At 65.4% G+C, this 25,465-nt stretch carries 21 protein-coding genes and 1 tRNA gene; 12 read left to right on the top strand and 10 right to left on the bottom strand.

All coding sequences use genetic code 11. From position 1 onward, the window contains the following. Positions 1-30 precede the first annotated feature (30 nt). From ugpB to QXZ85_RS09220, 3 genes are all read right to left on the bottom strand, one after another. Entirely contained in the window at positions 31-1,353 is a 1,323-nt protein-coding gene (ugpB, locus tag QXZ85_RS09210; protein WP_315702186.1) for a sn-glycerol-3-phosphate ABC transporter substrate-binding protein UgpB, read from the bottom strand. A 192-nt stretch (positions 1,354-1,545) separates the two neighbouring features. Further along, positions 1,546-2,748, bottom strand: a complete 1,203-nt coding sequence (locus QXZ85_RS09215) for a CaiB/BaiF CoA-transferase family protein (protein ID WP_315702185.1) — start codon at positions 2,746-2,748, stop codon at positions 1,546-1,548. A gap of 147 nt (positions 2,749-2,895) precedes the next feature. Further along, positions 2,896-3,321: an organic hydroperoxide resistance protein gene (locus QXZ85_RS09220; protein WP_315702184.1), complete on the bottom strand. Its 426-nt coding sequence runs from the start codon at positions 3,319-3,321 to the stop codon at positions 2,896-2,898. A gap of 165 nt (positions 3,322-3,486) precedes the next feature. Between QXZ85_RS09220 and QXZ85_RS09225 the strand changes: the two genes are divergently transcribed. Beyond that, on the top strand, positions 3,487-3,945 hold the full coding sequence (locus QXZ85_RS09225; RefSeq protein WP_315767671.1) for a MarR family transcriptional regulator: 459 nt from the start codon (positions 3,487-3,489) through the stop codon (positions 3,943-3,945). A gap of 12 nt (positions 3,946-3,957) precedes the next feature. Here the strand turns inward: QXZ85_RS09225 and QXZ85_RS09230 are convergent, their stop codons facing one another. The 3 genes from QXZ85_RS09230 to QXZ85_RS09240 all read right to left on the bottom strand — a co-directional run bounded on the left by QXZ85_RS09230 (position 3,958) and on the right by QXZ85_RS09240 (position 4,919). Further along, the gene (locus QXZ85_RS09230; protein ID WP_315767670.1) at positions 3,958-4,194 is read right to left on the bottom strand and encodes a GIY-YIG nuclease family protein; all 237 of its coding nucleotides are present in this window, start codon (positions 4,192-4,194) and stop codon (positions 3,958-3,960) included. Between the two features lie 172 nt (positions 4,195-4,366). Beyond that, positions 4,367-4,442, bottom strand: a tRNA-Ala gene (locus tag QXZ85_RS09235). A 66-nt stretch (positions 4,443-4,508) separates the two neighbouring features. Continuing rightward, the gene (locus QXZ85_RS09240; protein WP_315702181.1) at positions 4,509-4,919 is read right to left on the bottom strand and encodes a TIGR02300 family protein; all 411 of its coding nucleotides are present in this window, start codon (positions 4,917-4,919) and stop codon (positions 4,509-4,511) included. A gap of 150 nt (positions 4,920-5,069) precedes the next feature. On the opposite strand from QXZ85_RS09240, the gene aroA reads away from it, so the two are divergent. The 11 genes from aroA to QXZ85_RS09295 all read left to right on the top strand — a co-directional run bounded on the left by aroA (position 5,070) and on the right by QXZ85_RS09295 (position 16,296). Beyond that, positions 5,070-6,407: a 3-phosphoshikimate 1-carboxyvinyltransferase gene (gene aroA, locus QXZ85_RS09245; RefSeq protein WP_315702180.1), complete on the top strand. Its 1,338-nt coding sequence runs from the start codon at positions 5,070-5,072 to the stop codon at positions 6,405-6,407. Then, positions 6,404-7,042: a (d)CMP kinase gene (gene cmk, locus QXZ85_RS09250; protein WP_316173979.1), complete on the top strand. Its 639-nt coding sequence runs from the start codon at positions 6,404-6,406 to the stop codon at positions 7,040-7,042. Before aroA ends, cmk begins: the two co-directional genes overlap by 4 nt. Positions 7,043-7,291: 249 nt before the next feature. Further along, entirely contained in the window at positions 7,292-9,001 is a 1,710-nt protein-coding gene (rpsA, locus tag QXZ85_RS09255; protein WP_315742567.1) for a 30S ribosomal protein S1, read from the top strand. A 230-nt stretch (positions 9,002-9,231) separates the two neighbouring features. After that, positions 9,232-10,212, top strand: coding sequence for a signal peptide peptidase SppA (sppA, locus tag QXZ85_RS09260; protein WP_315702177.1), 981 nt, complete (start codon positions 9,232-9,234; stop codon positions 10,210-10,212). Positions 10,213-10,382: 170 nt separating this feature from the next. After that, a complete protein-coding gene (locus QXZ85_RS09265) occupies positions 10,383-10,694 on the top strand; it encodes an integration host factor subunit beta (RefSeq protein ID WP_315702176.1) in 312 nt (103 codons plus the stop codon). 67 nt (positions 10,695-10,761) lie between these two features. Continuing rightward, a complete protein-coding gene (locus QXZ85_RS09270; RefSeq protein ID WP_315761512.1) occupies positions 10,762-11,157 on the top strand; it encodes a lipopolysaccharide assembly protein LapA domain-containing protein in 396 nt (131 codons plus the stop codon). A gap of 60 nt (positions 11,158-11,217) precedes the next feature. Continuing rightward, positions 11,218-11,877, top strand: a complete 660-nt coding sequence (locus tag QXZ85_RS09275) for a phosphoribosylanthranilate isomerase (RefSeq protein ID WP_315702174.1) — start codon at positions 11,218-11,220, stop codon at positions 11,875-11,877. After that, complete coding sequence (gene trpB / locus QXZ85_RS09280) at positions 11,874-13,091, top strand: tryptophan synthase subunit beta (protein WP_315702173.1); 1,218 nt, start codon at positions 11,874-11,876, stop codon at positions 13,089-13,091. Before QXZ85_RS09275 ends, trpB begins: the two co-directional genes overlap by 4 nt. Beyond that, positions 13,088-13,924 (top strand): tryptophan synthase subunit alpha, encoded by an 837-nt coding sequence (trpA, locus tag QXZ85_RS09285; RefSeq protein WP_315702172.1) that lies wholly within the window; start codon positions 13,088-13,090, stop codon positions 13,922-13,924. The genes trpB and trpA overlap by 4 nt, the downstream gene beginning before the upstream one ends. 93 nt (positions 13,925-14,017) lie before the next feature. Continuing rightward, positions 14,018-14,956, top strand: coding sequence for an acetyl-CoA carboxylase, carboxyltransferase subunit beta (accD, locus tag QXZ85_RS09290; protein ID WP_315702171.1), 939 nt, complete (start codon positions 14,018-14,020; stop codon positions 14,954-14,956). Then, positions 14,953-16,296 carry a folylpolyglutamate synthase/dihydrofolate synthase family protein gene (locus QXZ85_RS09295; protein ID WP_315702170.1) on the top strand — a complete coding sequence of 448 codons (1,344 nt, stop codon included), beginning with the start codon at positions 14,953-14,955 and terminating at the stop codon, positions 16,294-16,296. Before accD ends, QXZ85_RS09295 begins: the two co-directional genes overlap by 4 nt. Positions 16,297-16,298: 2 nt before the next feature. Here QXZ85_RS09295 and QXZ85_RS09300 read toward each other — a convergent pair whose 3' ends face one another. From QXZ85_RS09300 to addB, 4 genes are all read right to left on the bottom strand, one after another. After that, positions 16,299-17,363 (bottom strand): ATP-dependent DNA ligase, encoded by a 1,065-nt coding sequence (locus QXZ85_RS09300; protein ID WP_315767669.1) that lies wholly within the window; start codon positions 17,361-17,363, stop codon positions 16,299-16,301. Between the two features lie 97 nt (positions 17,364-17,460). After that, positions 17,461-17,781, bottom strand: a complete 321-nt coding sequence (gene trxA, locus QXZ85_RS09305) for a thioredoxin (RefSeq protein WP_315702168.1) — start codon at positions 17,779-17,781, stop codon at positions 17,461-17,463. 99 nt (positions 17,782-17,880) lie between these two features. Next, on the bottom strand, positions 17,881-21,357 hold the full coding sequence (gene addA / locus QXZ85_RS09310) for a double-strand break repair helicase AddA (protein WP_315750639.1): 3,477 nt from the start codon (positions 21,355-21,357) through the stop codon (positions 17,881-17,883). After that, positions 21,351-24,536, bottom strand: coding sequence for a double-strand break repair protein AddB (gene addB / locus QXZ85_RS09315; RefSeq protein WP_315750637.1), 3,186 nt, complete (start codon positions 24,534-24,536; stop codon positions 21,351-21,353). Before addB ends, addA begins: the two co-directional genes overlap by 7 nt. Positions 24,537-25,465: the final 929 nt, after the last annotated feature.

Raw genomic sequence — 25,465 nt, forward strand, 5'->3', positions numbered from 1 at the left:
GAGCCCGAGCCGCCGCGGCGTTGGCTATGACTATTTCGTTGCGGTGCGTTCGAACTGCCGCAGCATCTGGTTGCCGCGGGAGACGGCGGTATCGAGCGCGTCCTTGGCGGACTTCTTGCCGGCAAGCGCCGCCTCGATTTCCTCCGACCAGACGTCTCGCATCTGCACCATGCCGCCGAAGCGCAGGCCGCGCGAATTCTCGGTCGGCGCCTTGTTGGTCAGCTCCTTGAGCGGCACTTCCAGGATCGGATTCTTCTCATAGAAGCCGGAGACCTTGGTCTTCTCATATGCCGCCTTGGTGATCGGCAGATAGCCGGAGACCTGGTGCAGGTTGGCCTGACGGTCGGTGTCGGACAGGAAGGTGAAGAACTTGGCGATGCCCTTGTACTCTTCCTTCGACTTGCCGCCCATCACCCACAGCGAAGCGCCGCCGATGATCGAGTTCTGCGGTGCGCCCTTCGCTTCCGGGAAATACGGCATCGCGACCGCCGTGTAGTTGAACTTGGCGTTCGCCTTCACGTTCGGATAGAACGCCGACGACGTCATGAACATCGCGCATTCGCCCGAGGTGAAGCGGCCTTCGCCGGTGTTGGTGCGACCGGAATAGTCGAAGCTCTTGTCCTTCTGCAGCTCGACCAGGTTCTCGAGCAGCTTGGTTTCCAGCGGCGAGTTGAACTCGAGCACGGTGTCGAAGCCGTCAAGCCCGTTGGCCTTGGTGCCGATCGGCAGGTTGTGCCAGGCGTTGAACTGTTCGATCAGCGCCCAAGTCACCCAGCCCGTGGAGAAACCGCAGGTCGGATTGCCGGCTGCATGCAGCTTCTTGGCGTCTTCGAAGACGTCCGGCCAAGTCTTCGGAGGAGCATCGATGCCGGCCTTCTTCAATGCGTCGAGATTGACCCACATCACCATGCTCGACGAGTTGAAGGGGAACGACAGCATGTCCCCCTTCGAGGTCGAATAATAACCGGTGATCGCCGGCAGATAGGAATTCGGGTCGAACGGTTCGCCCTCCTCCTTCATCAGTTCGGACACCGGCTTGATGGCGCCCTTGGCAGCCATCATGGTCGCGGTGCCGACCTCGAATACCTGCATGATGCCCGGCGCGTTGCCGGCGCGGAACGCGGCGATGCCGGCGTTCAGCGTGTCGGCGTAGCTGCCCTTGAAGCTCGGAACGATCTTGTAGTCGCTCTGCGAGGCGTTGAAGTCGCTGGCGAGCTTGTTCACGACGTCATTGTTCGGGCCGGTCATGGCGTGCCACCACTGGATCTCGGTCACCGCATGCGCGGGCGAGGCGGCGGCAAAGGCCATCATGGCCAGGACCGAAGTCGCGGCGCTAAATTGTCGAACTGACATCAAAAGTACCTCCCATGGGGCGTCATCAACGTTCGTGGCCGTTAGCAGCGGCGGATGACGGTTCAATGAAAGATGTATAGACGGCCGCAGTTGCTGGGGAAAGCACGCCCCACCGCGCCGGTAAAGCGCGCGAACTCCCCCTACATTTGTTGCGGCCGCCCGCCCACGTGGAGCTGAACCGGCGGCTCGCGTTCAGCGCTTGCGTTCGATGCAGACAGCGCCGCTGTCGACCAGGGCCTTGATGGCTTCGTCCGAATAGCCGAACTCGCCCAGCACCTCGCCTGCGTGCTGGCTGAACTTCGGCGGGGTCGAGCGCAGGCTCGGCTTGGTGCGGCCGAGCCGGATCGGTGAGGCAACACCCTTGTACCAGTCCTTCTCGATGACATCGCCGCGATGCAGCGTATGTGCGTTGGTCAGGGCCTGGTCGATCTTCTGCACCGGACCTGCCGGCAGGCCGGCTCCGAGCAGCCGGTCGCAGAGAGGTTCGGCCTCGAACTGGCTGAAGACCGCGGCGAGTTCTGTCCGTAGCGCCGCGCGGTTTGCGACGCGGTCGCGGTTGCGGGCAAAGCGTGGATCGGTGCCGAGCTCCGGCCGGCCGATCTCCTTGCAGAGCTTACGGAACGTGCCGTCATTGCCGACGCCGATGAAGATGTCGTCGGTCTTGGTCGGGAAGATCGCGTAAGGCACGAGGTTCGGATGTTCGTTGCCCGTCAGTGATGGCGGCTTGCCGTGCATGAAGTAGTTCGCCGTATGCGGATGCATGATGGCGAGTCCGGTCTCGTACAGCGTGACTTCGAGGAATTGCCCGAGGCCGGAGCGGTGCCGCTCCGACAGCGCCATCAGGATGCCGATCGCGGCATAGAGCCCGGTGGTGATGTCGACCAGCGGCACGCCGATCCGCATCGGCCCGCTTTCGGGCGAGCCGGTCGCTGCGATCATGCCGGTCATGGCCTGGATGATCGCGTCGTAGCCGGGATTGCCGCCGCGGGGGCCATCGGCACCGAAGCCGCAGATCCGGCAATGCACCAGCTGGGGGAATTTCTCGCGCAGGGCATCGCTGCCGATGCCCCATTTTTCCAGCGTGCCCGGCTTGAAGTTTTCGATCAGCACGTCGGCCGTTTCGAGCATCTTCATCAGCACCGCGCGGCCGCCTTCGGCGGCGAGGTCGAGGCCGATCGAGCGCTTGTTGCGGTTGATGCCGACGAAATAGGCCGCGTCCTCGTCATGGAAGGGCGGGCCCCAGTCGCGCACCTCGTCGCCGGCGGGCGGTTCGACCTTGATCACGTCGGCGCCGTGGTCGGCGAGGATCTGGGTGCAATAGGGTCCGCCGAGCACGCGCGTGAGATCGATCACGCGCAGGCCGGTCATCGCGCCGGGGACGAATTGTGGGGTCATCGAGGGATTCGCGAGGTTGGTGTCAACTCGCGGTCATAAAGCACTGGCGGCGCACCGGCGCAAATCCGAGGGCGCACCGTGCCCATGCACAAAAGGGGCAGGAGACTGCGACCTGCGATCTCCTGCCGTGTCGTGGAATCGCGCCGGTCAGACGACGCTCAGCTTGACGTCGACATTGCCGCGGGTGGCGTTGGAGTAGGGACATACCTGGTGCGCCTTCTCGACCAAGGCTTCTGCGTCGGCCTTGGCGAGGCCGGGGAGCGAGACCGCAAGCTCGACCGTGATGCCGAAGCCGCCCTCCGAACGCGGTCCGATGCCGACCGTGGAGGTGACCGAGGTGTCGGCCGGCACCTTGGGGCCGCCCTGCGAGGCCACGAACTTCATCGCGCCGATGAAGCAGGCCGCATAGCCGGCGGCGAACAGCTGCTCGGGATTGTTGCCGGCACCGCCGGCGCCACCGAGTTCCTTCGGGGTGGCCAGCTTGACGCTCAGCGAGCCGTCGAGGGTCTGTGCTTCGCCGTCGCGGCCGCCGGTGGCCTTGGCGCTGGTCTTGTAGAGCACGTTCACGGACATGGTCGGGTCTCCCGTTCATGAATTTCGATGGACACAATATTGCATACAATTCGATTGTGCACAATATAATTGACCGATAGAAATTTCGTGATCGTAGCGCGGGTCGTTGATCGGCATGCCCGGCCGACCCAAGATGGGGTCACGATCCGAGCTTCCGAGGTCACCATGCCCAGAAAGGCCGCGGCCGACGCGCCGCTTCTGCTCGCCAACCAGCTTTGTTTCGCCGTGTATTCGACGGCGCATGCGTTCAACCGCGTCTATAAGCCCCTGCTCGACCGGCTCGGCCTCACCTATCCGCAATATCTGGTGATGCTGGTGCTGTGGGAACGGGATGGCCTGGCGGTCAAGGAGATCGGTGAGCGGCTGTTCCTGGACTCCGGCACCTTGACGCCGCTCCTGAAGCGACTGGAGACGGCTCACCTCGTCAAGCGGACGCGTTCGGTGGCGGACGAGCGGCAGGTCCTGGTGGCGCTGACCGCGCAGGGCGCGGCGCTGCGCGAGAAGGCCAGGGCGATCATCCCGCCGGCGATTCTCGACGCGACGGGATGCTCGGTTGCGGAACTGGCGACATTGCAGAAGAGCCTGATTGCGCTGCGCGAGCGACTCGATGCGGTGGCGGGCTAGGCACCGTCCAGCCTACAAGTGCTTCTTCGCAAAAGCGCGGCCAGAGCCCGACTTGAGATATCTCTCGAACGCGAACGCGAGCTTCTCGTCGCTGAATGCAACATAAGTTCTAACACGCCGCGGCCTATACTTGGACGTATGCGGGACCGCGCCTGCGTTGTGCTTGATCAGACGCTCCGGCACGTCGTCGGTGATCCCGGCATAGAAGTGCACGCCGTCCCGACTTTCAAGGATATAGACATATTTCATGAGAAGGCCCGGCGCTCAGTCGTATCACTACGATAGCTCGGACAACGTGCCGTTAGCCAAGTCTCATTATCGACAGTCCGCCTTCGCTCTCTAAGCTTCGGCGGGACAGCCTTCGCTTGCTTCGCTACGATAGCGGCGGAGTGTGGCTTGCCCAGCCGAAGCTCGCGAAGGCTGGTGGAGCCAGGCGGGATCGAACCGCCGACCTCTTGCATGCCATGCAAGCGCTCTCCCAGCTGAGCTATGGCCCCTTAACAGCTCCGGCTCGTCTGGGCGACGCGCCGGGATGCACCGTGAAACACGTTTTCAGAATTATCTCAAGTGTCTTCGTCGCCGCCGACGTCACCAATGATGTCGGTGACGTCTTCATCCCCTTCTTCTTCGTCGGCGATGAAGGTCGAATCATCGTCCTCGTCGTCGTCGAGGGTCTCGTCGATCTCGATGTCGTCTTCCGATTCGGGAACGACGGCCTTGACCTTGCCGGTGTTCTCCTCGGCATCGGCCTCCTCGAGCGAGACCAACTCTTCGGCCTCGGCCGGCTCGTGCGCCGTATCGACGGGGGCGGCAGCGCGCGCGGCCTCGCCGCGCATGGCGCGGGCAGGGGCCACCGGGGCGATCGGCACCACCTCGCCGGTGTAGGGCGAAATCACCGGGTTCTTGTTGAGGTCGTAGAACTTTTTGCCCGTGGTCGGGCAAATGCGTTTGGTTCCAAGCTCGGCTTTGGCCACGTGCAGCGTCCTGGGAATGTCTGAAAAGCGGTGCTTCACTTGGCTAGTTGCCGCGCCGCTGTCAATAGCGCTTTACACGAGAATTTCGAGGGCTCGTGACGGCCGGTTGGGCCTGTGATACCTGCGGCTCCGATCTGAGAGGACATGACCTTGTCGACATCTGCAGCCCCGACCCCGCTCGAATCCCGGGCCAGCGGCCCCCTGACGGGCACGATTCGTGTTCCCGGCGACAAGTCGATCTCGCACCGGGCCTTGATTCTGGGCGCGATGGCGGTCGGCGAAACCACGATTTCCGGCCTGCTCGAAGGCGAGGACGTCCTGAACACCGCCAAATCCATGCGCATCCTCGGTGCCAAGGTCGAGCGGACCGGCGATTTCGCCTGGAGCGTCCGCGGGGTCGGTGTCGGCGGCTTCGCCCAGCCTGGCGAGACCCTCGATTTCGGCAATTCCGGCACGGGATGCCGGCTGGTCATGGGCGCGGTGGCGGGCTGCCCGATCACGGCCGTGTTCGACGGCGACGCCTCGCTGCGCAGCCGCCCCATGCGCCGGATACTCGATCCGCTGGCCCTGATGGGCGCCAAGGTCATTGCCGAAGGCGAAGGCGGCAGGCTGCCGCTGACCTTGCAGGGCGCGCGCAATCCGATTCCGATCGAATATCGCACGCCCGTCGCCTCGGCCCAGATCAAGTCGGCGGTGCTGCTGGCGGGGCTCGCCGCCCCCGGCATCACCACCGTCATCGAACAGGAGGCCAGCCGCGACCACACCGAGCTGATGCTCAAGCATTTTGGCGCCGAGATCGTCACGACGGCGGAAGGGCCGCATGGGCGCCGCATCGCCTTGGCCGGCGAGCCGGAATTGCGCGGTGCTGCCGTGATCGTGCCGGGGGATCCGTCCTCGGCCGCGTTCCCGATCGTCGCGGCGCTGATCGTCGAAGGCTCCGACCTGGTGCTCCCGGACGTGATGACCAACCCGCTGCGGACCGGCCTGTTCACCACCTTGCGCGAGATGGGCGCCTCGATCGAGGAAAGCGACGTTCGCGGCGACGCCGGCGAGCCGATGGCCAGGCTGCGGGTCCGCGCCTCGAAGCTGCGCGGCGTCGAAGTCCCGCCGGAACGCGCGCCGTCGATGATCGACGAATATCTGGTGCTGGCGGTGGCAGCCAGCTACGCCGAAGGCACCACGATCATGCGCGGGCTGCAGGAACTGCGGGTCAAGGAATCCGACCGGCTGGAGGCGACCGCGGCGATGCTGCGGGTCAACGGCGTCAAGGTGGAGATCGTTGGCGACGACCTGATCGTGGAGGGCAGGGGCCATGTGCCCGGGGGCGGCCTGGTGGCCACGCACATGGACCACCGTATCGCGATGTCGGCGCTGGTGATGGGACTTGCCTCAGACCAGCCGGTCAAGGTCGACGACACCGCTTTCATTGCGACCAGCTTCCCGGACTTCTTGCCGCTGATGCGCAAAGCCGGCGCGGAGTTCGCATGATTATCGCCATCGACGGCCCGGCGGCGTCGGGCAAGGGCACCCTCGCCAAGCGGCTCGCGGCGCATTACGGCTATCGGCATCTTGATACCGGCGTGATTTATCGCGCCGTGGCCTATGCCATGCTCTCGGCCGGTCATGACCTGAACGACGAAGGCCAAGCGGCACAGATTGCCCTGAAGCTCGAGCCCGAGACCTTCGACAATCCGGCGCTGAAGTCCCAGGCGGTGGGCTCGGCTGCCTCGGTCGTCTCGGCCCTTCCCAAGGTGCGCGAGGCGCTGGTGGCGTTCCAACGTCAGTTTGCATCCAGCCCGCCCGGCGCCGTGCTCGACGGCCGCGATATCGGCACGGTGATCTGCCCGGATGCCGACGTGAAGATCTATGTCGTGGCCGATCCGAAGATCCGGGCCCAGCGCCGCACCCTGGAGGCGCGGGCCCGTGGCGAGGAGGCCGACGAAGCCACCGTCCTGGCCGATATCCTTGCCCGCGACGCGCGCGACCAGAACCGCCCGATTGCTCCTTTAAAGCAAGCACCGGATGCTTACTTGCTAGACAACTCCCATTTGGATATAGAAAGCGGCGTCCGGGCCGCCATCGATATTGTCGAGGCCGTTCGAGCGGGCCGTCAGCGGGTTTGATATTTGCCGCTGGCGTCATTGGAGGAACGCCCGCTCCCGCCCTTGACCGTCGATAGCTCGATTGCGGTTCAATCGGGTTCGATCAGCCGGACATTACTCAACGTATCGCATGTGCAGGCACTGCCGGCCCGCTTCTGCGCGTTTCGCGCACCGAGCGGTCGTTTGGGGTATTTGCGGACCTCCAAGCACTGTGCATCCGATGCGCCGATCAACCCGCTGCCGGCAAGACAGTCCGCATCTGGAGAACCAATGGCTTCGAGTACCACTGCTGCTTCCTACAACCCCAGCCGCGATGATTTTGCCGCGATGCTGGATGAGTCCTTCACGCGCGGTAACCTGCAGGAAAGTTCCGTCGTCAAGGGCAAGGTGGTTGCGATCGAGAAGGACATGGCCGTCATCGACGTCGGCCTGAAGACCGAAGGCCGCGTCGCGCTGCGCGAATTCGCAGGCCCCGGCCGTGAGAACGAATTGAAGGTCGGCGACGAGGTCGAGGTGTTCCTCGACCGGATCGAGAACGCACTCGGCGAAGCCGTGCTGTCGCGCGACAAGGCGCGCCGCGAAGAGAGCTGGGGCAAGCTCGAGAAGGCGTTCCAGAACAACGAGAAGGTCAACGGCGTCATCTTCAACCAGGTCAAGGGCGGCTTCACCGTCGACCTCGACGGCGCGGTGGCCTTCCTGCCGCGTTCGCAGGTGGACATCCGTCCGATCCGCGACGTCGCACCGCTGATGAACAACTCGCAGCCGTTCCAGATCCTCAAGATGGATCGCCGCCGCGGCAACATCGTCGTGTCGCGCCGTACTGTGCTGGAAGAGACCCGCGCCGAGCAGCGCCAGGAGCTGGTGCAGAACCTCGAAGAGGGTCAGGTGATCGACGGCGTCGTCAAGAACATCACCGATTACGGTGCGTTCGTCGACCTCGGCGGCATCGACGGCCTGCTGCACGTCACCGATATCGCCTGGCGGCGTGTCAACCATCCGACTGAGGTGCTCAGCATCGGCCAGACGGTGAAGGTCAAGATCATCAAGATCAACCACGAGACGCACCGCATCTCGCTGGGCATGAAGCAGCTGCTGGACGATCCGTGGCAGGGCATCGAGGCGAAGTATCCGCTGGGTGCGCGCTTCCACGGCCGCGTCACCAACATCACCGACTACGGCGCCTTCGTCGAGCTGGAGCCGGGCATCGAAGGCCTGATCCACGTCTCGGAGATGTCGTGGACCAAGAAGAACATGCATCCGGGCAAGATCGTCTCGACCTCGCAGGAAGTCGAAGTCCAGGTGCTCGAGGTCGATTCGGTCAAGCGCCGCATCTCGCTCGGTCTCAAGCAGACCATGCGCAATCCGTGGGAGGTCTTCGTCGAGAAGCATCCGACGGGTTCGGTGGTCGAGGGCGAGGTCAAGAACAAGACCGAGTTCGGCCTGTTCCTCGGCCTCGAGGGCGATGTCGACGGCATGGTCCACCTGTCCGATCTCGACTGGAAGCTTCCGGGCGAGCAGGTGATCGACAACTACAAGAAGGGCGACATGGTGAAGGCCGTGGTGCTCGACGTCGATGTGGAGAAGGAGCGTATTTCGCTCGGCATCAAGCAGCTCGAAGGCGATCCCTTCGCCGAGCCGGGCGATGTCAAGAAGGGCGCGGTCGTCACCTGCGAGGTGCTCGACGTCAAGGAAGGCGGCATCGACGTCAAGATCGCCGGCACCGACTTCGCCACCTTCATCAAGCGCTCCGAGCTGGCGCGCGACCGCAACGATCAGCGCTCCGAACGCTTCGCGGTCGGTGAGAAGGTCGATGCCCGCGTGATCCAGTTCGACAAGAAGGCCCGCAAGGTGCAGGTCTCGATCAAGGCGCTGGAAGTCGCGGAAGAGAAGGAGGCCATCGCGCAATATGGCTCCTCCGATTCGGGCGCGACGCTCGGCGACATCCTGGGCACCGCGCTCAAGAATCGCGATCAGAAGTAAGCCGTCGTCGATGACGAGCATCAAAGCCCCGGTTTCGGCCGGGGCTTTTTTTATTCGACCGACGTAAGAAGCCGGCCGATCCGGCCTCTGCCTCCAACCGGCATGGCGATCGTTCGGCAGCATCGTGGCGGGCCATGCTTTCTTCATATTGGGTCGCAATTGATGTAATCAGGTAACGTCGGATTCACGCTGCGGATGCAAAACGTGCTGATACTTCCTGGAGATTTTCCATGTCGCTTGATTCGGATGTGATCGTCGATCGGCGCAGGCTGCGCCGCAAGCTGACGTTCTGGCGCGTCGCTGCCGTGCTGATCGCGATCGCGGCTCTTTCGGCGGTCGGCTTCGTGATGTCGCCGCGCGGACGCACCGCGCTGACCACGTCGGGATCGATCGCCCGCGTCAACATCGAAGGCCTGATCCGCAGCGACCAGGATCGCGTCGAGGCGCTGGAGCGGCTGGAGAATTCGTCCGCCGCCGCCGTCGTGCTTCACATCAATTCGCCGGGCGGCACCACCGCGGGATCCGAGCAGCTCTACGATTCTCTGGTCCGCCTAAAGGCGAAGAAGCCGCTGGTGGTCGTCGTCGAAGGGCTTGCGGCCTCCGGCGGCTACATCACGGCGATTGCGGCCGATCACATCGTCGCACAGCAGAGTTCTCTCGTCGGCTCGATCGGTGTGCTGTTCCAATATCCCAATGTCGGCGAGCTCTTGAAGACCATTGGCGTCAAGGTCGAGGAGGTGAAATCCTCGCCGTTGAAGGCTGCGCCCAACGGGTTCGAGCCGACAAGCCCGGAAGCGCGCGAGGCGCTCGACGCGCTGGTGAAGGATTCCTACGCATGGTTCCGTGGACTCGTGAAGGAGCGGCGCGGCATGGATGATGCGCAGCTGGAAAAGGTTGCTGACGGCCGCGTCTTCACCGGACGACAGGCGATCGATCTGAAGCTGATCGACGAACTCGGCGATGAGAAGAAGGCGATTGCCTGGCTGGTTGCGCAAAAGAACGTCAAAAAGGATCTGCCCGTGCGCGACTACAAACTTTCGCCGCGGTTCGGCGATCTCTCCTTCCTGCGTACGGCAACTTCGATCGCGCTCGAGGCTGTCGGTCTGAGCGCCGTCGCGCATCAGATCGAGCATGCGGGCGTGGTGCGCGCAGTGGACGGCTTGGGGTTGGACGGCATGCTGGCGCTGTGGCAGCCGGCGGGCAGCAACTGAACCCGCTAAGACCGGCGTCGCCGTATCTTTCGCGCGGTGCGTGTGGGGCTGGAAAGCGGGATTTCGGCCCTGTCACGCAATTTCGCGTCGCCGATGAATGATTTAGCGTCTTGACAGTCCACGGCATTTTCACGGAAATGGGCGCTGAATTTCCCGGATACACCTTCTCGATGATCAAATCCGAGCTTGTTCAGCGTATCGCCGAGCACAACCCGCATCTCTACCAGCGAGATGTCGAGAACATTGTGAATGCGATCCTTGATGAGATCGTCGCAGCGTTGGCGCGCGGCGATCGGGTGGAGCTGCGTGGTTTCGGCGCCTTCTCCGTCAAGCACCGTCCGGCGCGCGCAGGGCGAAATCCGCGGACCGGAGCCCATGTGCCGGTGGACCAGAAATGCGTGCCGTTCTTCAAGACCGGCAAGGAAATGCGCGAGCGGCTGAACCGCGACCAGCCGCCGGAAGCGGCCGAATCCTCGTCCTGATGCGTCCTGCGCAAGGCGCCGGACGTGTTGAGGCGGATGCGGTCTGGGATGAGCACGAGCGAGCGTTATGCGAAAATTCCTTACCGCGGTGATCGTCATTCCGCTGGCACTGCTCTTCGTCGTGTTTGCAGTCGCGAACCGGCATTTCGTTACCGTATCGTTCAATCCATTTGACACGACCGATGCCGGCGCGGCGGTGTCATTGCCGCTCTTTGCGCTGATCATCGCCGCGACCATCGTGGGCGTCGTTGCTGGCGGCCTCGCGACCTGGATCGGTCAGCGCCGATGGCGGCGAGCGGCGCGTCAGCATCAGGCCGACGCGGACGCTGCACGGGCCGAGCTCGCCCATCTCAAGGCGGCCTCGGCTGCGACGCGGAGTACGCAGGGGCAATTGGTTCCGTCGTCCTCTCCGGCCGGGCTTTTCGGCCCTTATGGGCGAGACAAGCAGGGCGCCGCGTTGTAGAACCCGCGCGAAACCTCGTTACGGGGTGATCCTTTTCGCGCGGAATTGCGTTTTCGACTGATGCCCTTGCTCGTCAAAATCTGCGGCCTGACCACGCCCGAGACGCTCGCGGCGGCCCTGGATGCTGGCGCAGACATGGTGGGGTTCGTGTTCTTTCCGCCGTCGCCGCGCCATCTCGGCCTCCAAGCGGCCCGCGCGCTCGGCGCGCAGGCGAAAGGCCGCGCGTTGAAGGTCGCGCTCACGGTCGATGCCGATGACGCCACGATCGAGAACATCGTCGAGACCTTGAGGCCGGATCTGCTGCAGCTCCATGGCAAGGAGAGCGTGGCGCGGGTTCGCGACATTAAGCAGCGCTTCGGCCTGCCGGTGATGAAGGCGATCCCCGTCGAAACCGCCGCCGACCTGGCGTCGCTGTCCGGCTATGCCGCTGTGTGCGACCGCATTCTGTTCGATGCCCGTGCGCCCAAGGATGCCACGCGTCCCGGCGGGCTGGGCGCCACCTTCGATTGGCATCTGCTTCAAGATCTCAAGCTCGATCTCCCGTTCATGGTGTCGGGCGGCTTGAGTGCCGGCAATGTGCATGAGGCGGTCAGAATCACAGGTGCGGGAGGCGTCGATGTTTCTTCTGGCGTCGAGCGCGCGCCCGGCGTGAAGGATAGCGACATGATCAGAGAATTTGTGCGCGCGGCGCGCGCGATCGAAGAGTTGAGCGTCCGATGACCACTTTGCGTCCCAATTCCTATCGAAGCGGCCCCGACGAGCGCGGCCATTTCGGCATTTTCGGCGGCCGCTTTGTCGCGGAAACGCTGATGCCGCTGATCTTGGACCTGGAGAAAGCCTACGCCGAAGCGAAGGCCGATCCGGCGTTCCAGGCCGAGATGGACGGCTACCTCAAGCACTATGTCGGCCGTCCTTCGCCGCTTTATTTCGCCGAACGGCTGACCGAGCATCTTGGCGGCGCCAAGATCTACTTCAAGCGCGAGGAGCTCAATCACACTGGCTCGCACAAGGTCAACAATGTGCTCGGCCAGATCATGATGGCGCGGCGTATGGGCAAGAAGCGCATCATCGCCGAGACCGGCGCCGGCCAGCATGGCGTCGCGACTGCGACGCTGTGCGCGCGCTTTGGTCTTGAATGCGTGGTCTATATGGGCGCGGTCGATGTCGAGCGGCAGCAGCCGAACGTGATCCGCATGGAGATGCTGGGCGCAAAGGTGGTCCCGGTGCAGTCCGGCGCACGCACCTTGAAGGACGCGATGAACGAGGCGCTGCGCGATTGGGTCACTAACGTCCACAACACGTTCTACTGCATCGGTACGGTCGCGGGGCCGCATCCCTATCCGATGATGGTGCGCGACTTCCAGTCGGTGATCGGCAACGAGACCCGGGTGCAGATGCAGGAGATGGAAGGCCGCCTGCCGGATTCTCTCATCGCCTGCATCGGCGGCGGCTCGAACGCCATGGGCCTGTTTCATCCGTTTCTCGATGACCCCTCGGTGGAGATCTTCGGCGTGGAAGCTGCGGGCCATGGCCTCACGCAGCTGCATGCCGCCTCGATCGCCGGCGGTCGGCCCGGCGTGCTTCATGGCAACCGCACCTATCTGCTGATGGATGAGGACGGCCAGATCCAGGAAGCGCATTCGATCTCGGCAGGTCTCGACTATCCCGGCATCGGGCCGGAGCATTCCTGGCTGCACGAGACAGGCCGCGTGACATACCTCTCCGCGACCGACGAAGAGGCGCTGGCGGCGTTTCAGCTGTTGTCGCGGCTCGAAGGCATCATCCCGGCGCTGGAGCCGGCACACGCGATCGCCAAGGTGATGGAGCTCGCGCCCAAGCGATCGAAGGATCATCTGATGGTCGTCAACCTCTCGGGCCGCGGCGACAAGGACGTCCCGCAGGTCGGCGAGATCCTGCGAGGGAGGAAGTCGTGACCACCCGGATGGACGCGCGGTTCGCGCAATTGAAAAAGCAAGGCCGCTCGGCGTTCGTCACCTTCGTGATGGCCGGCGATCCCGACCCGCAGACGTCGCTTGCGATCGTCAAGGCGCTGCCGCAGGCTGGCGCCGACATCATCGAGCTCGGCATGCCCTTCACCGATCCGATGGCCGATGGCCCCTCGATCCAGGCCGCAGGCCTGCGCGCGCTGAAAGGCGGCATGACCTTGCGCAAGACGCTCGCCCTGGTGCGCAGCTTCCGCGAAAGCGACGATACCACGCCGATCGTGCTGATGGGCTACTACAACCCGATCTACATTTACGGCGTCGAGCCGTTTCTGGCCGACGCGAAAGCGGCGGGCGTGGACGGCTTGATCATCGTGGACCTTCCGCCGGAAGAGGACGATGAATTGTGCGTGCCGGCGCTCAAGGCCGGGCTCAACTTCATTCGCCTCGCGACTCCGACCACCGACGACAAGCGCTTGCCGGCGGTGCTCGCGAACACATCGGGTTTCGTCTACTACGTCTCGATCACCGGCATCACCGGCGCGGCCTCGGCCGATGCGAAGTCGGTCGGTGCCGCCGTGGCCCGGATCAAGGGACATACGGCGCTGCCGGTCTGCGTCGGCTTCGGCATCCGCACCCCTGAAGCGGCGCGGGCGATTGCCCAACATGCCGATGGCGCCGTCGTGGGCACGGCTCTGGTGGATGCGGTGCGCAGCAGCCTGGACGCGGAGGGGCGCGCGACCGCGAAGACGGTGGGCGCCGTGGCCGATCTGGCCGCAGCACTCGCGCAAGGCGTGCACGGCGCGAAACAAGCCGCAGAATAGCTGTTGTCCGGCTGCGCTGCCGCCGTAGGCGGCGGCTTGCCGGGCCAAGAACTCACCGCCATATATGTTTGCGAGCGCCATACGGAGCGACACATGAACTGGCTTACCAATGTGGTCCGGCCGAAGATCCGCAGCATCCTGCGGCGCGAGACGCCGGAGAACCTGTGGATCAAGTGCCCGGATTCCGGACAGCTCGTGTTCTACAAGGACGTCGAGGCCAACCAGTTCGTCATCCCCGGCTCGAACTATCACATGCGCATGGGCGCGGTTGCGCGCCTGAAATCAATCTTCGACAACGAGACCTGGTTCGACGTCGCGCTTCCCGAAGTCACGCCTGACCCGCTGAAATTCCGCGACGAGCGTCGCTATGCCGATCGCATCAAGGATGCACGCGCCCGCACCGGCCTGAACGATGCCGTCAAGGTCGGCTACGGCAAGCTCGAGGGCATGGGTACGGTGATCGCCGTGCAGGATTTCGATTTCATGGGCGGCTCGCTCGGCATGGCCGCGGGCGAAGCCATCGTGCGCGGGCTCGAGCTCGCAGTTGAGAAGAAATCGCCGTTCATCGTGTTCGCGGCTTCCGGCGGTGCTCGCATGCAGGAGGGCATCCTGTCGCTGATGCAGATGCCGCGCACGACCGTGGCCGTGCAGATGCTGCGCGAGGCGCGGCAACCCTACATCGTGGTGCTGACCAATCCGACCACCGGCGGCGTCACGGCTTCCTATGCGATGCTCGGCGACGTTCAGATCGCCGAGCCCGGCGCTCTGATCGGCTTCGCCGGTGCGCGCGTGATCGAGCAGACCATCCGCGAGAAGCTTCCCGAAGGCTTCCAGCGTGCCGAATATCTCCGCGACCACGGCATGGTGGACATGGTCGTGCATCGTCACGACCTGCGCCCGACTTTGGCGCGGCTCTGCCGGCTGCTGACCAAATCGCCGGCCATCGAGCCCACCAAGCCGATGGCGCAGCTGCCACCGCCTGAGAAGACGGTCGTCTCTTCCGAGGCGACCGCGGGCGCGCCGGCTGCGTGAACGATCCGGCGTCCCAGCAGACCTGTTCGCCCGACGAGCTGATCGCGCGGCTCTCGGCTCTGCATCCGAGCCAGATCGATCTCGGGCTGGATCGCATGCATCGGCTGCTGGCGCAGCTTGGCCATCCCGAGCGCAAGCTGCCGCCGGTGATCCATGTCGCCGGCACCAACGGCAAAGGCTCGACCGTCGCCTATCTGCGGGCGATGCTGGAGGCCGCGGGCCTGCGGGTGCACGTCTTCACTTCGCCCTGGCTTGTGCGCATCAACGAAAGCTATCGGCTGGGCCGCGTCGGTGGCGGCGTCCTGGTCGGTGACGATGAATTGCGTGATGCGCTTGAGCAATGCGAGCGGGTCAACGCGGGCGCGCCGATCACCTTTTTCGAGGTGAAGACCGTCGCTGCGTTTGTGCTGTTTGCCAAGCATCCGGCCGACGTCGTGCTGCTCGAGGTCGGTCTTGGCGGCCGGCTCGACTCCACCAATGTGATCGAGCAGCCGGCGGCCAGCGTGCTGACGCCGATCAGCATGGATCATATGGATTTTCTCGGCACCGATCTGGCATCGATCGCCGGCGAGAAGGCTGCGATCATCAAGCGCGGCTGCCCGGTGATCTCGGCCGAGCAGGAGCCGTCGGCGCTGGCCGTGATCGAACAGCAGGCGAAACGCATGCGTGCGCCGCTGTTTGCGGCTGGTGAGGCCTGGCATGTCAATGTCGAGCGCGGCCGGCTGGTCTATCAGGACGATCGTGGCTTGCTCGATCTCCCCGCGCCAAGACTGTTCGGTCGGCACCAGTTCGACAATGCGGGGCTGGCGATCGCGACCTTGCGCGCCATCGACAGGTTCAAGCTTCCGACCAAGGCGTTCGAAGCGGGTATTACCGGGGCCGAGTGGCCGGCGCGGATGCAGCGCCTGTCGACCGGCGCGCTGCCTGTGCTCGGGCCACAGGGCTCCGAGATCTGGCTGGACGGCGGTCACAATGCCGAAGGCGGTCGCGTGGTCGCGGCTGCACTCGGCGATCTCGAGGAGCGGGTGTCGCGACCGCTGGTGGTCATCGTCGGCATGATGGCCAACAAGGACGCGCGTGCTTTTCTGGCCAATTTTGCCGGCCTGACACGCCACATCATTGTCGTGCCGATCCCCGGTCAGGACAAGGCGATGACGCCTTCCGATCTGGCCGATGCCGCGCGCGTGCTCGGCATGCGGGTCGAGATTGCCGCCGGGGTCGAAGCGGCGCTCGCGAGCATCGCGCGCCTCGCCTACGAGGTGCCGCCGCGCATCCTGATCACTGGCTCGCTCTATCTCGCCGGCCATGTGCTGGCGATCAACGGCACGCCTCCCACTTAAGCTCATGCGAGCAGCTTCATCGGATCTGCGGCCTTCTGCTTCAGCTGATCGAAGGTGCATTGTCGCGGGGCCTTGTCGGGGCGCCAGCGCAGGATCGAGGTGCCGTGGCGAAAGCGGTCGCCGGAAAAATGATCGTAGCAAACCTCGATCACGAGCTTCGGCTTCAGCGGGCACCATTGCGTCGATCGCTCGGTGGACCAGCGGCTCGGGCCGCCCGGCGCATTGCCGGTAAAACCCGGTGGTGCGATCAAAGCCTCCAGCTTCGCGGTCAGCGCCGGCTTGTCTTCCTTTTTGATCGCGGAGGTGAAGCCGACGTGGTGCAGCAGCCCTTCGTCGTCGTACAGCCCGAGCAGCAATGAACCGACCACCTTCTGGCCATTGCCGCCCTTGTTGGTCGCGTAGCGGAAGCCGCCGATCACGCAATCGGCGCTGCGGAAGCGCTTGATCTTCTGCATGCCGTCGCGATTGCCGGCCTGATAGGGCTGGTCGATGCGCTTGGCGATCACGCCATCCGAGCCGGCGCCGGAGCGCGCCAGCCATCTCTCGGCGGTGGCGAAGCTGGTCGTGACCGGCGACAGGCGAAAGGTCGCATGGTTTTTGAAATTGGCGTTGGCAAAGGCTTCCAAGGCCGGCCGCCGCTCGTCCAGAGGATGCTCGGCCAGTTCGCCATCCTTGGCCGTGGCCAGCAGATCGAAAGCAATGAACAGCGCGGGCGTCTCCTGCGACAGCTTCGTCACCCGGCTGGCGGCGGGATGGATCCGCTGCAACAGATCGTCGAACGAGAAGGTCTTGCCATGCGGCACGACCAGCTCGCCGTCGAGCACGAATTTCTGCACTTTCAATTCCCGCGCCGCCGCAACCACCTCGGGAAAATAGCGCGTCAGGTCCTCGCCGGCCTTCGACTGCATCGTTACCTCGTCGCCATTGCGCGACAACAGGCAACGGAAGCCGTCCCATTTCGGCTCGTATTGCCACTCCTTCCCGCGCGGGATGGCGTCGACCGAGCGCGCCTCCATGGCCTGCAAATCGGGATGGCGGGAGAGGGATCTGCGGGGGCGGGCGGGCATGGTGGGCAAACGCTCAAAACGCGGCAAACTCCCCCTCTCAACGCAAACGGCCGGCGATTTCGCCGGCCGTTCTCGAAAAATCTTAAACCCGGAGGGCTCAGACCGCGGTCGAGATCCACTGCTGCAGCTTGGCCTTCGGCGCCGCGCCGACCTGGCGGGAGGCCATTTCGCCGCCCTTGAAGATCATCAGGGTCGGGATCGACATCACGCCGTATTTGGAGGCCGTCTTCGGGCTCTCGTCGACGTTCAGCTTCACGATTTTGACCTTGTCGCCCATCGCGCCCGCGATCTCATCCAGCGCCGGGGCGATCATGCGGCAGGGGCCGCACCACTCGGCCCAGAAGTCGACGACCACAGGGCCGTTCGCCTTCAGCACCTCGGTGTCGAAATCGGCATCGGAAACCTTGCCAACGGCCATGGGAATACCTCGTTTGGTTGGAGAACGGCGCGGAGATTCGCGCCCATAATCGTGACAGCAAAGCTATGAACGGTCTGTTGCGGGGTCAAGCTTGCTCACTCAGACGTGGGGGGATAGCAGTTCCGCGTCCAAAGCGGAGGCGGAAAGCTCCATTAATTCAGGGGTTTCGGTCCAGAGCAGGGCGGCGCGGATGGCGCGGTGGGGGTACAGCTGGCGCAGCACGGCGCGGTACAGCGCGAGCTGGCGGACATAGGCGGGCGGCACCTCGGCCAGACCGGCCGGCGGGCTCTGGTTGGTCTTGAAATCGACGATCAGGACCTCGGCATCGGTCACCACCAAGCGGTCGATCTGGCCGGACACCAGGGCCGCGGGCTGGCCCTCCTGGCTCAACCGCCCCACGATCGAGACCTCCGCACGGCTGCCGGCGGCAAACACGGCAGCAAAGCGCGGCTCCTCGATCACCCCGAGCACGCGCGTCGCCAGCTTCTCGCGCTCGTCCTCAGGCCAGTCGGCCGCATTGCGCGCCAGATATTTCAAGGCTGCCTCGCGGCGCCGCGCCGGCGTCACGTCGGGCAAGGATTGCAGCAGCCGGTGCACCAGCGTGCCGCGCTGCATCGCCTCGCTCCGCGCCATGATCGTCTCGGCCGCCTTGACCGGGCGTCCGTCATCGGGCGTCGCGTCAGAGGGCCGCAGCACCACGTCCGCAGCGGGCGCCTCCGCTGCTTCGGTGCGCAGCCAGGATGGCAGCTCAACCGGCCGGTTGGCCTCGCGCCGCTCCTCGGCGCCGCCAGAAATCGCGATATCCTCGGCGCTGAGATAGCGCTTCACCGGTCCGTCCGGGGTTTCGATCGTCTGCACCTGAAGACCTGCCGCCTCCAGCCCGCGCGCCATCAGATCGTACCAGCTGCCGGGGCGGACATTGTTCATGTTGCCGGGCATGCAGCCGCCGATGATGAGCCGGTCGGCGGCGCGGGTCATGGCGACATAGAGCAGGCGGCGATATTCATCCTCGGTGTCCTGCAGCATCTTGGCGCGGGCCGCTGTCACCGGCCTGGGGTCGTCGGCCTTGCGGCCGGCCCAGACCACGATCTCCTTCTCGCCATAGGGCACATGGATCAGGCGCAGCCGCTGGGTGTCCGAGGGCGAGGACGTCGTATCGACCAGGAAGACCACCGAGGCCTCAAGCCCCTTGGCGCCGTGCACCGTCATCACCCGCACCTCGTCGCGCGAGATCTCCATGTCGCGCTTCACCTCGGTGTCGGCGGCGCGCAGCCAGGCCATGAAACCCTGCAGCGAGGCCGGCGCCTTCCGCTCATAGGACAGCGCGAGTTCGAGGAATTCGTCGAGCGCGTCATTGGCCTCATGGCCGAGCCGCGCCAGGATGCGCTTGCGGCCGCCGTCGCCGCCGAGCAGCCAGGCATAGAAGGCGAACGGGGTCTCTTCCCTGGCGCGGCGCTCGCATTGCTGCAACCGCCGCAGAGCGCGCTGCAGGCGTTCGTCCAAGGCCGCATGCGCCGCCAGCGCCTCGCGCAACGATCCCTTGCGCTGCCACGCCAAGGTGAAGAGATCGTCGTCGGTCAGCCCGAACAGCGGGCTCTTCAGCGCAGTCGCCAGCGCCAGATCGTCCTGGGGCAGCAGCAGCGCGTCGGCGAGGTTCATCAGGTCGATGATGGCGATGTGCTCGGTCAGCTTCAGCCGGTCGGCGCCGGCGACCGGAATGCCGGCATGCTTCAGCGCCTGGATCACCGCATCGAAGGCGTTGCCGCGCCGGCGCACCAGGATCAGCATGTCGCCATAGCTCAGGCGACGCCGCGCGCCCTCATGCCCGGTCATGGCGCCATCGCGGATCAGGCGCTTGATCTCGACCTGGATGCGCCTGGCGAGCTTGACCTCGGGGCTCGTCACCGCGACGCCGTCGAACGGCGCCCGCCAGCCCTCGATGTCCTTGGTGTCGTCACGCTCGCACAGGCTCCAGAGCTCGACCAGGCTCGGACCCGCATCCGCCAGCGAGTTATGGATGGGATAGCCGATGTCGGGCGAATGGATGCTGCGATAGACCTGCGGATCGCGGAACACGTGATCGACCGCGTGCAGCACGGTCGCCCCCGAGCGGAACGAATAGGTGAAAGACACCGGATCGAAGGTCAGACCGGCCTCGGTGAAGCGCTGCTGCAGCTGCCGCCGCCGCGCGTCGAACTCATGCGGGGCGGCGCCCTGGAACGAGAAGATCGACTGCTTCTCGTCGCCGACCGCAAAGACGGTGCGGACAAGGCCGTCGCGTGCGCCTTCGCCGGCCGTGAACTCCTCGATGATGTGGGCGACGATCTCCCACTGCCGCGGGCTCGTATCCTGCGCCTCGTCGATCAGAACGTGATCGACGCCGCGGTCGAGCTTGTAATGCACCCAGCCGGCGGAGACGCGGTTGAGCATCGCCAGGGTTTTGTCGATCAGATCGTCGTAGTCGAGAAGGCCGCGCTCCTGCTTCTCGCGCCGGTAGTTCGCGGCAGCCGATGTGGCGATCCGCAGCAGCGCATCCGTGCGGTCGCGCATGACCGCCGCGCGGCGCTTCTCGATCAGGACGTCGAGCCGGCCCGCCTCGGCCTCGAACAGCGCGGCGAGAGCAGGATTGGCATCCGCGAACTTCTTGGTCAGCAGCGATTTGCGTGGCTGCTTCTCATCCGTCAGGAAGACGCAGAGATATTCATCGACCTGGTCGCTGCCGGAGTAGGCGAGCGCTGCGCGCAACTGATCCGCCTGCTTCTGCTCGGTCTTGGCGCCCCCGTCGAGCTGCGCCGCGATTTGCAGCCAATCGGCGCGCGGCAGATTGGGGCCGTCGAGGATGTCGCGCTCGATGTGCTCGATCGTCTCATCGGCGCTGACGCCGAGCGCCTGCGACAACTGCGCCGCGGCGAGATCGACATGGCCTGCGCCATCCGTCCACGCCATGAAATGATCGCGGCTCAGGCACGCCTCGCGCACCACGTCCTTGAAGGTCACGTCGGCGGCGCTCGCCATCGCGACCTGAAGCGCACGGCCGACGGCGCTGTCAGGTGCACGCGCCGCATCGAGCAGCACTTTCAAGTTGGCGCGCTCCATCATCTCGGTCTGGTCGCGCTCGTCGAGCACCGTAAACCGCGCCGGCACGTTCGCCTCGAACGGAAACTGCTGCAGAAGCCGCGTGCACAGCGCGTGGATGGTCTGCACCTTCAGCCCGCCCGGCGTCTCCAGCGCGCTCGCGAACAGTTTGCGGGCGGCGGCACGGAGCTGGGCATTCGGGTGCGGAATGCCGGTGGATTTGATCGCATCGTCGAGCGCGCTGTCGTCGAGCGTTACCCAATGTCCCAGCGTGGAGAACACGCGCTCGGCCATGTTGGCGGCGGCAGCCTTGGTGAAGGTGATGCAGAGGATCTTCTCCGGCGGCACGCCTTCGAGCAGCAGCCGGATCACGCGCTGGACCAGCACATGAGTCTTGCCCGAGCCGGCATTGGCCGACACGAAGGCCGACGCCGCCGGGTTCGAGGCGCGGGTTTGCGCTTCGCGTACGGCAGCAGGAATCGGGCGCGGCGCCTTCACCATTCCTCGATCCCCAATCCGCCGGCCGCCGACCACTCCTTGATGCGCGCAAGATCGTCATAGGCGCCGTAGCGGGTCGCCCACATCGACAGGTTCAACGAGGTGTAGGCTTGGTTCTCGTCCTCGAAGCTGCGGATCAGCGCTTCGAGCTTGTCGCGCGCCTCGCGTGCGGCGGCATCAGGCGGCTGCGGCGCATCGCCCTTGTTGATCTTCAGTTCGAGCACGCGCTCCTCGCCCGGCGGATTGTTGCCGGAGAGCCTGACGTAAGCGAGCTGGCCGACCAGGCTGCCGGCGGGCATCCCCTCGAAGCCGCCCTCGCGCAGGATCGCAGCTTCCAGCGTGAGCTGCGGCGACAGTCCCATGCGGACCTGCTTGCCGGTCGGCGGCTGTCCGGTCTTGTAGTCGAGGATCGCGAACGAGCCGTCGCTGCGGCGCTCGATGCGGTCGGCGCGAGCTGACAGCGTGAAGGTCCTGTCCGGCCCGAGCGGAATCCCGATCTCGCCGCGGATCTCGGCGGTGAGCTGTTCGACGTGCTCGCGCCGCGCGCTTTCCCATGCCGCGAACCAGGTGGCGATGCGCTGGAAGCGCGGCCACCACAGCGCGCGCGCTTCGGGCCGTTCCATCAGCGGGGCGAAATGCTTCTCGCCGATCAGCCGCAGCGTGCGCGCCGGATCCGGCGGCAGCGCCTGCGCAAAGTTCTCCGTGAACTCAGCGATCGCCTGGTGGATCGCCGAGCCGCGATCGGCCGCGGACAGCGGCATGTCGACGGGATCGAGCGGCTGGAGTTTGAGGATGTAGCGCGCGAAGATCGTGTAGGGATCGCGCAGCCAGTCCTCGATCGCGGTGACCGACATGCGCGTGGGTCGCGCCGCCAGCGGCGGCTTCGGCGCCGGCTGCGGGATCGGCCGGACGTCGGCAGGCTGGTCCAGCGCCTCGGCGTAGCGCACATAGATCTCGCCGCGCACTTCGGCCGCGCGCCAATGATCGCCGCCAGCGACCGCCTCCAGCCGGTGCAGGAAGCGCGAAGCGACCGCGGGCGCGCCGCCGGCCTTGGCGGAGTGGGTCAGGATCACCTCGGGGCTGCCCAGCAGTTGCGCGAAGTCGTGCGCCGACAAGCCAATGCGCCGTTCGGGCAGATCAAGGCCGAGCTGATGCCGCATCGGGCGGCTGAGCCAGGGATCGATGCGCGGCGCCGGCGGCCACACGCCCTCGATCAGCCCGCCGATGATGACGCGATCGGCCTGCATCAGCCGCGCCTCTAGCGGGCCGTAGATCTGCAGCTGGGCACCATGTCGTTCCGGGCGGCGCACTGCGCGATCGCTGAATGCGGTCTGGAACACCTCGGGATAGTCGGACAGCGGAAGCATCACGCCGCAGCGCTCGCCCGATTTGAGCAGATCGTCTAAGCACCGTGCGAGGCCGCTGCCGTCGCGCTCGGCGAAGGCGACGCTGAGGCCGAGATCGTCGCGCGACACCGCTACCAGCACCTCGCGATGGCGCGCGGCGAGCTCGGCGAAGTCATAGGGCTTGGGCGAGTTCAGGTTCTCCAGCGGAGCCAGAGCCTTCTGCAGGCGCTCGATCAGACCTTGCGCGCGATCGAGCTGCTGCGGAGACAGCCGTGCACGCTGTTCGGCTGGATGCAGCGAAGACGCCTCGCCTTGGTGCAGCTTGGCATGCTCGTCGCGGAAGCGCGCGAAGTCGCGCGCCAGGCCCGCCGTGCCCGGCTGCGGCCTGGTGCCGCGGAGTACGGCCAATTCCAGCGTCTCGATCGCTCCCCTGAACGCGCCCGAGGCGCTGCCCAGCCGGCACAGCGGATGCTTGAGCAGCGCCAGCAAGGTCGGCGGCTCCAGCCCCTTCGCGGCAGCTTCGGCTGCAAGGCGCGCGAAAATGCCGGCGGGCGTTTCCAGCAGCGCATCGCCGCCGGAATCGTCGAAGGTCAGATGCCAGCGCGACAGTGAAGCCATCACCCGCCGCGCCAGCGCACGGTCCGGCGTCACCAGCGCCGCCGATTTCCCGAGATGCCGCGCCTCACGCATCGCAATCGCGATCGCCAGCGCCTCCATCTCCGGATTCGGCGCAGCGACGACGGCGAGATTATCCATTGCGGAGGCGATGTTCGCGGCGACGTCGAACTGTTGCAGCCGCTCATGCCAGGCCGCCGTCGCTTCCGACGGACGCATGGCCTCCGAGATCAGCACCTCGCGCCCGCCGCGCGCGGGATGGGCGAGCCTGATGACGTCGCGCCGCTCGATGCCGAAGCGGCGCAGCAGCATCTGCATCGCATATTGCGGGTGGTTGAAGGAGGGGTGGGCGCGGACCGCGACGTCCAGCGTCGCATCCTTGCTCGTGTTGTTTGTTGGCTTGTTAGTCGGTTTGGCGCCGCCGATCGCGCGCCAGGCCGCCTCATCGAGATCGGTGTCGAGCCCCGGCAGCACCACCGCGCCATAGGGCAGCTTCGCCACCGCCTGCAGGAACTTCGCAGTTGCCGGCATTGAGCCGGTCGAACCGGCCGCGACGACGGGGCCGTCAGCATTGGCGGTCAGCCGCGCGGCTTCCGCCGCGATCAGAAGATCACGCCGCGCCGCCGGCTCGATGCGCTGGATCTCTTCGAGGTAAGCCGGCCACGCGGTGCGCGCGATGCGCAGGAACTCCAGGGAATGCTGCCAATAGCGATCGAGCTGATCCGGCACCAGGCCGTCGAGCGCATCCCAGGAGATGCCGCGCGTGACCATGTCGTCGATCAGCCGGGCGAGGTCGCCGGCGAGCGCGAGCGTGGAGGCCGGACCGCCGACAACCAGCGGCGCCGAGACCGGCGTCTTGGCCCAGGCCGCAACCAACCGGGCCAGGGTGAGGCGGCGATCGAGCTCGCCGAGCCGGTCCGGAATCTCCAGCGGCGCCGTGCCGGTAAAGGACTCGCCGTCCTCGGCGAAGGCGAGCTCGTCCTCGTCGATGTCGCCGAGCGCGACCAGTCGCGGCAGCACCGCGGCATCGGTCGCAAGTTCCTCGAGGAACACCTCGCGCGCCACGCGCAGGGAGCGCCGGGTCGGCAGGTACAGCGTGGCGCTCGCCAGCCGCGCCGGATCGGTGCGCGCCTCGAAGCCGTCGACCAGCCGGCCGTCGATCAGCGCGGCGATCACGGTGCGCAGGAACGGCGCTGAGATGGGAACGGTATAGACGCGCATGCCGGCCGATTCGTTGTCCTACGCGTCTATATAGGGAGCGATCGGCCCACGGTCATGCGCGGGCTGTGGATGGGTGTTGATAGCCAAGCGCTCGGTACCGCCGTGGCGCGTGGCGGACCGGCCCGTGCGGCCGTCCTTCGAGACGCCCGCCTCCGGCGGGCTCCTCGGGACGAGGGCTGATTCGCGGCAGCATTTCAGACCCTCATGGTGAGGACGCCGCTCGCGGCGCGTCTCCGGACGATGCTACGCATCGCCGGGAGAACCATGAGGCCCGTTGGCTCGCGGCGAGGTTGGATCGAGGTCGCTGCAGCCATTGTTGCATAGATATGCGGTCGCGCTCTCGCGGCGCATGGCGCGTCCGAGCTCTGCTAATTCGTCGCCCTCAGCGGGAGGGCGCAGGGAAGGCCGGGCATCGGCTGATGCCCGTGGCCCCCGTGCGTGAAAAGTGCACGGGGCAGGAACCACAGGTACAGCCGGATAGCACCGGCCTTCCCCGCGCGAATGGGTTACGGCTTATACGCGATCTCCCTGGTGCGCCGGGCTTGTTGGCCACCATATCCGCGCGAAGCGAAAGCTTCGTCGCGTCCGCGACAACGCGCCGAGGCGCGTTGCGCGGGACACCAGCGTCGGGGTGTCAGGACCACGCGATTTCGCCGTCCGCATCGTGGCCGTTCGTCTTCCGGCAGCGACACGTCCATCGCATCCCGCACTCAACGTCCGTGACGACGCGTACGCCCCTCGCTCCGAGTCGGGATGCGAGCAATATAACATCTATTTCTGAAAAACAGAAGTTATATTTTGAGCAGCAAGCCTCATCGGCACGATCGCATTGAACGTGCTTCATGAATTGGCGCTTCTACGCTTATTGATCGGTTCAGATAGGCAGCAAACTGCCGAGCGGCATAGGCAGCGTCTTCTGGAAAAAGGTC

The organism is Bradyrhizobium sp. SZCCHNGR1005 (genome assembly GCF_032489995.1).
Taxonomy (GTDB): domain Bacteria; phylum Pseudomonadota; class Alphaproteobacteria; order Rhizobiales; family Xanthobacteraceae; genus Bradyrhizobium.

What these genes read in the sequence shown, in the direction of transcription:
- rpsA (WP_315742567.1), top strand. Translation starts at nt 7,292, where the DNA reads ATGGCTTCGAGTACCACTGCTGCTTCCTACAACCCCAGCCGCGATGAT.
- QXZ85_RS09275 (WP_315702174.1), top strand. Translation starts at nt 11,218, where the DNA reads ATGCCCTTGCTCGTCAAAATCTGCGGCCTGACCACGCCCGAGACGCTC.
- cmk (WP_316173979.1), top strand. Translation starts at nt 6,404, where the DNA reads ATGATTATCGCCATCGACGGCCCGGCGGCGTCGGGCAAGGGCACCCTC.
- QXZ85_RS09225 (WP_315767671.1), top strand. Translation starts at nt 3,487, where the DNA reads ATGCCCAGAAAGGCCGCGGCCGACGCGCCGCTTCTGCTCGCCAACCAG.
- QXZ85_RS09270 (WP_315761512.1), top strand. Translation starts at nt 10,762, where the DNA reads ATGCGAAAATTCCTTACCGCGGTGATCGTCATTCCGCTGGCACTGCTC.
- ugpB (WP_315702186.1), bottom strand. Translation starts at nt 1,353, where the DNA reads ATGTCAGTTCGACAATTTAGCGCCGCGACTTCGGTCCTGGCCATGATG.
- QXZ85_RS09300 (WP_315767669.1), bottom strand. Translation starts at nt 17,363, where the DNA reads ATGCCCGCCCGCCCCCGCAGATCCCTCTCCCGCCATCCCGATTTGCAG.
- trpB (WP_315702173.1), top strand. Translation starts at nt 11,874, where the DNA reads ATGACCACTTTGCGTCCCAATTCCTATCGAAGCGGCCCCGACGAGCGC.
- QXZ85_RS09230 (WP_315767670.1), bottom strand. Translation starts at nt 4,194, where the DNA reads ATGAAATATGTCTATATCCTTGAAAGTCGGGACGGCGTGCACTTCTAT.
- addB (WP_315750637.1), bottom strand. Translation starts at nt 24,536, where the DNA reads ATGCGCGTCTATACCGTTCCCATCTCAGCGCCGTTCCTGCGCACCGTG.
- trxA (WP_315702168.1), bottom strand. Translation starts at nt 17,781, where the DNA reads ATGGCCGTTGGCAAGGTTTCCGATGCCGATTTCGACACCGAGGTGCTG.
- sppA (WP_315702177.1), top strand. Translation starts at nt 9,232, where the DNA reads ATGTCGCTTGATTCGGATGTGATCGTCGATCGGCGCAGGCTGCGCCGC.
- QXZ85_RS09265 (WP_315702176.1), top strand. Translation starts at nt 10,383, where the DNA reads ATGATCAAATCCGAGCTTGTTCAGCGTATCGCCGAGCACAACCCGCAT.
- accD (WP_315702171.1), top strand. Translation starts at nt 14,018, where the DNA reads ATGAACTGGCTTACCAATGTGGTCCGGCCGAAGATCCGCAGCATCCTG.
- addA (WP_315750639.1), bottom strand. Translation starts at nt 21,357, where the DNA reads ATGGTGAAGGCGCCGCGCCCGATTCCTGCTGCCGTACGCGAAGCGCAA.
- QXZ85_RS09220 (WP_315702184.1), bottom strand. Translation starts at nt 3,321, where the DNA reads ATGTCCGTGAACGTGCTCTACAAGACCAGCGCCAAGGCCACCGGCGGC.
- QXZ85_RS09215 (WP_315702185.1), bottom strand. Translation starts at nt 2,748, where the DNA reads ATGACCCCACAATTCGTCCCCGGCGCGATGACCGGCCTGCGCGTGATC.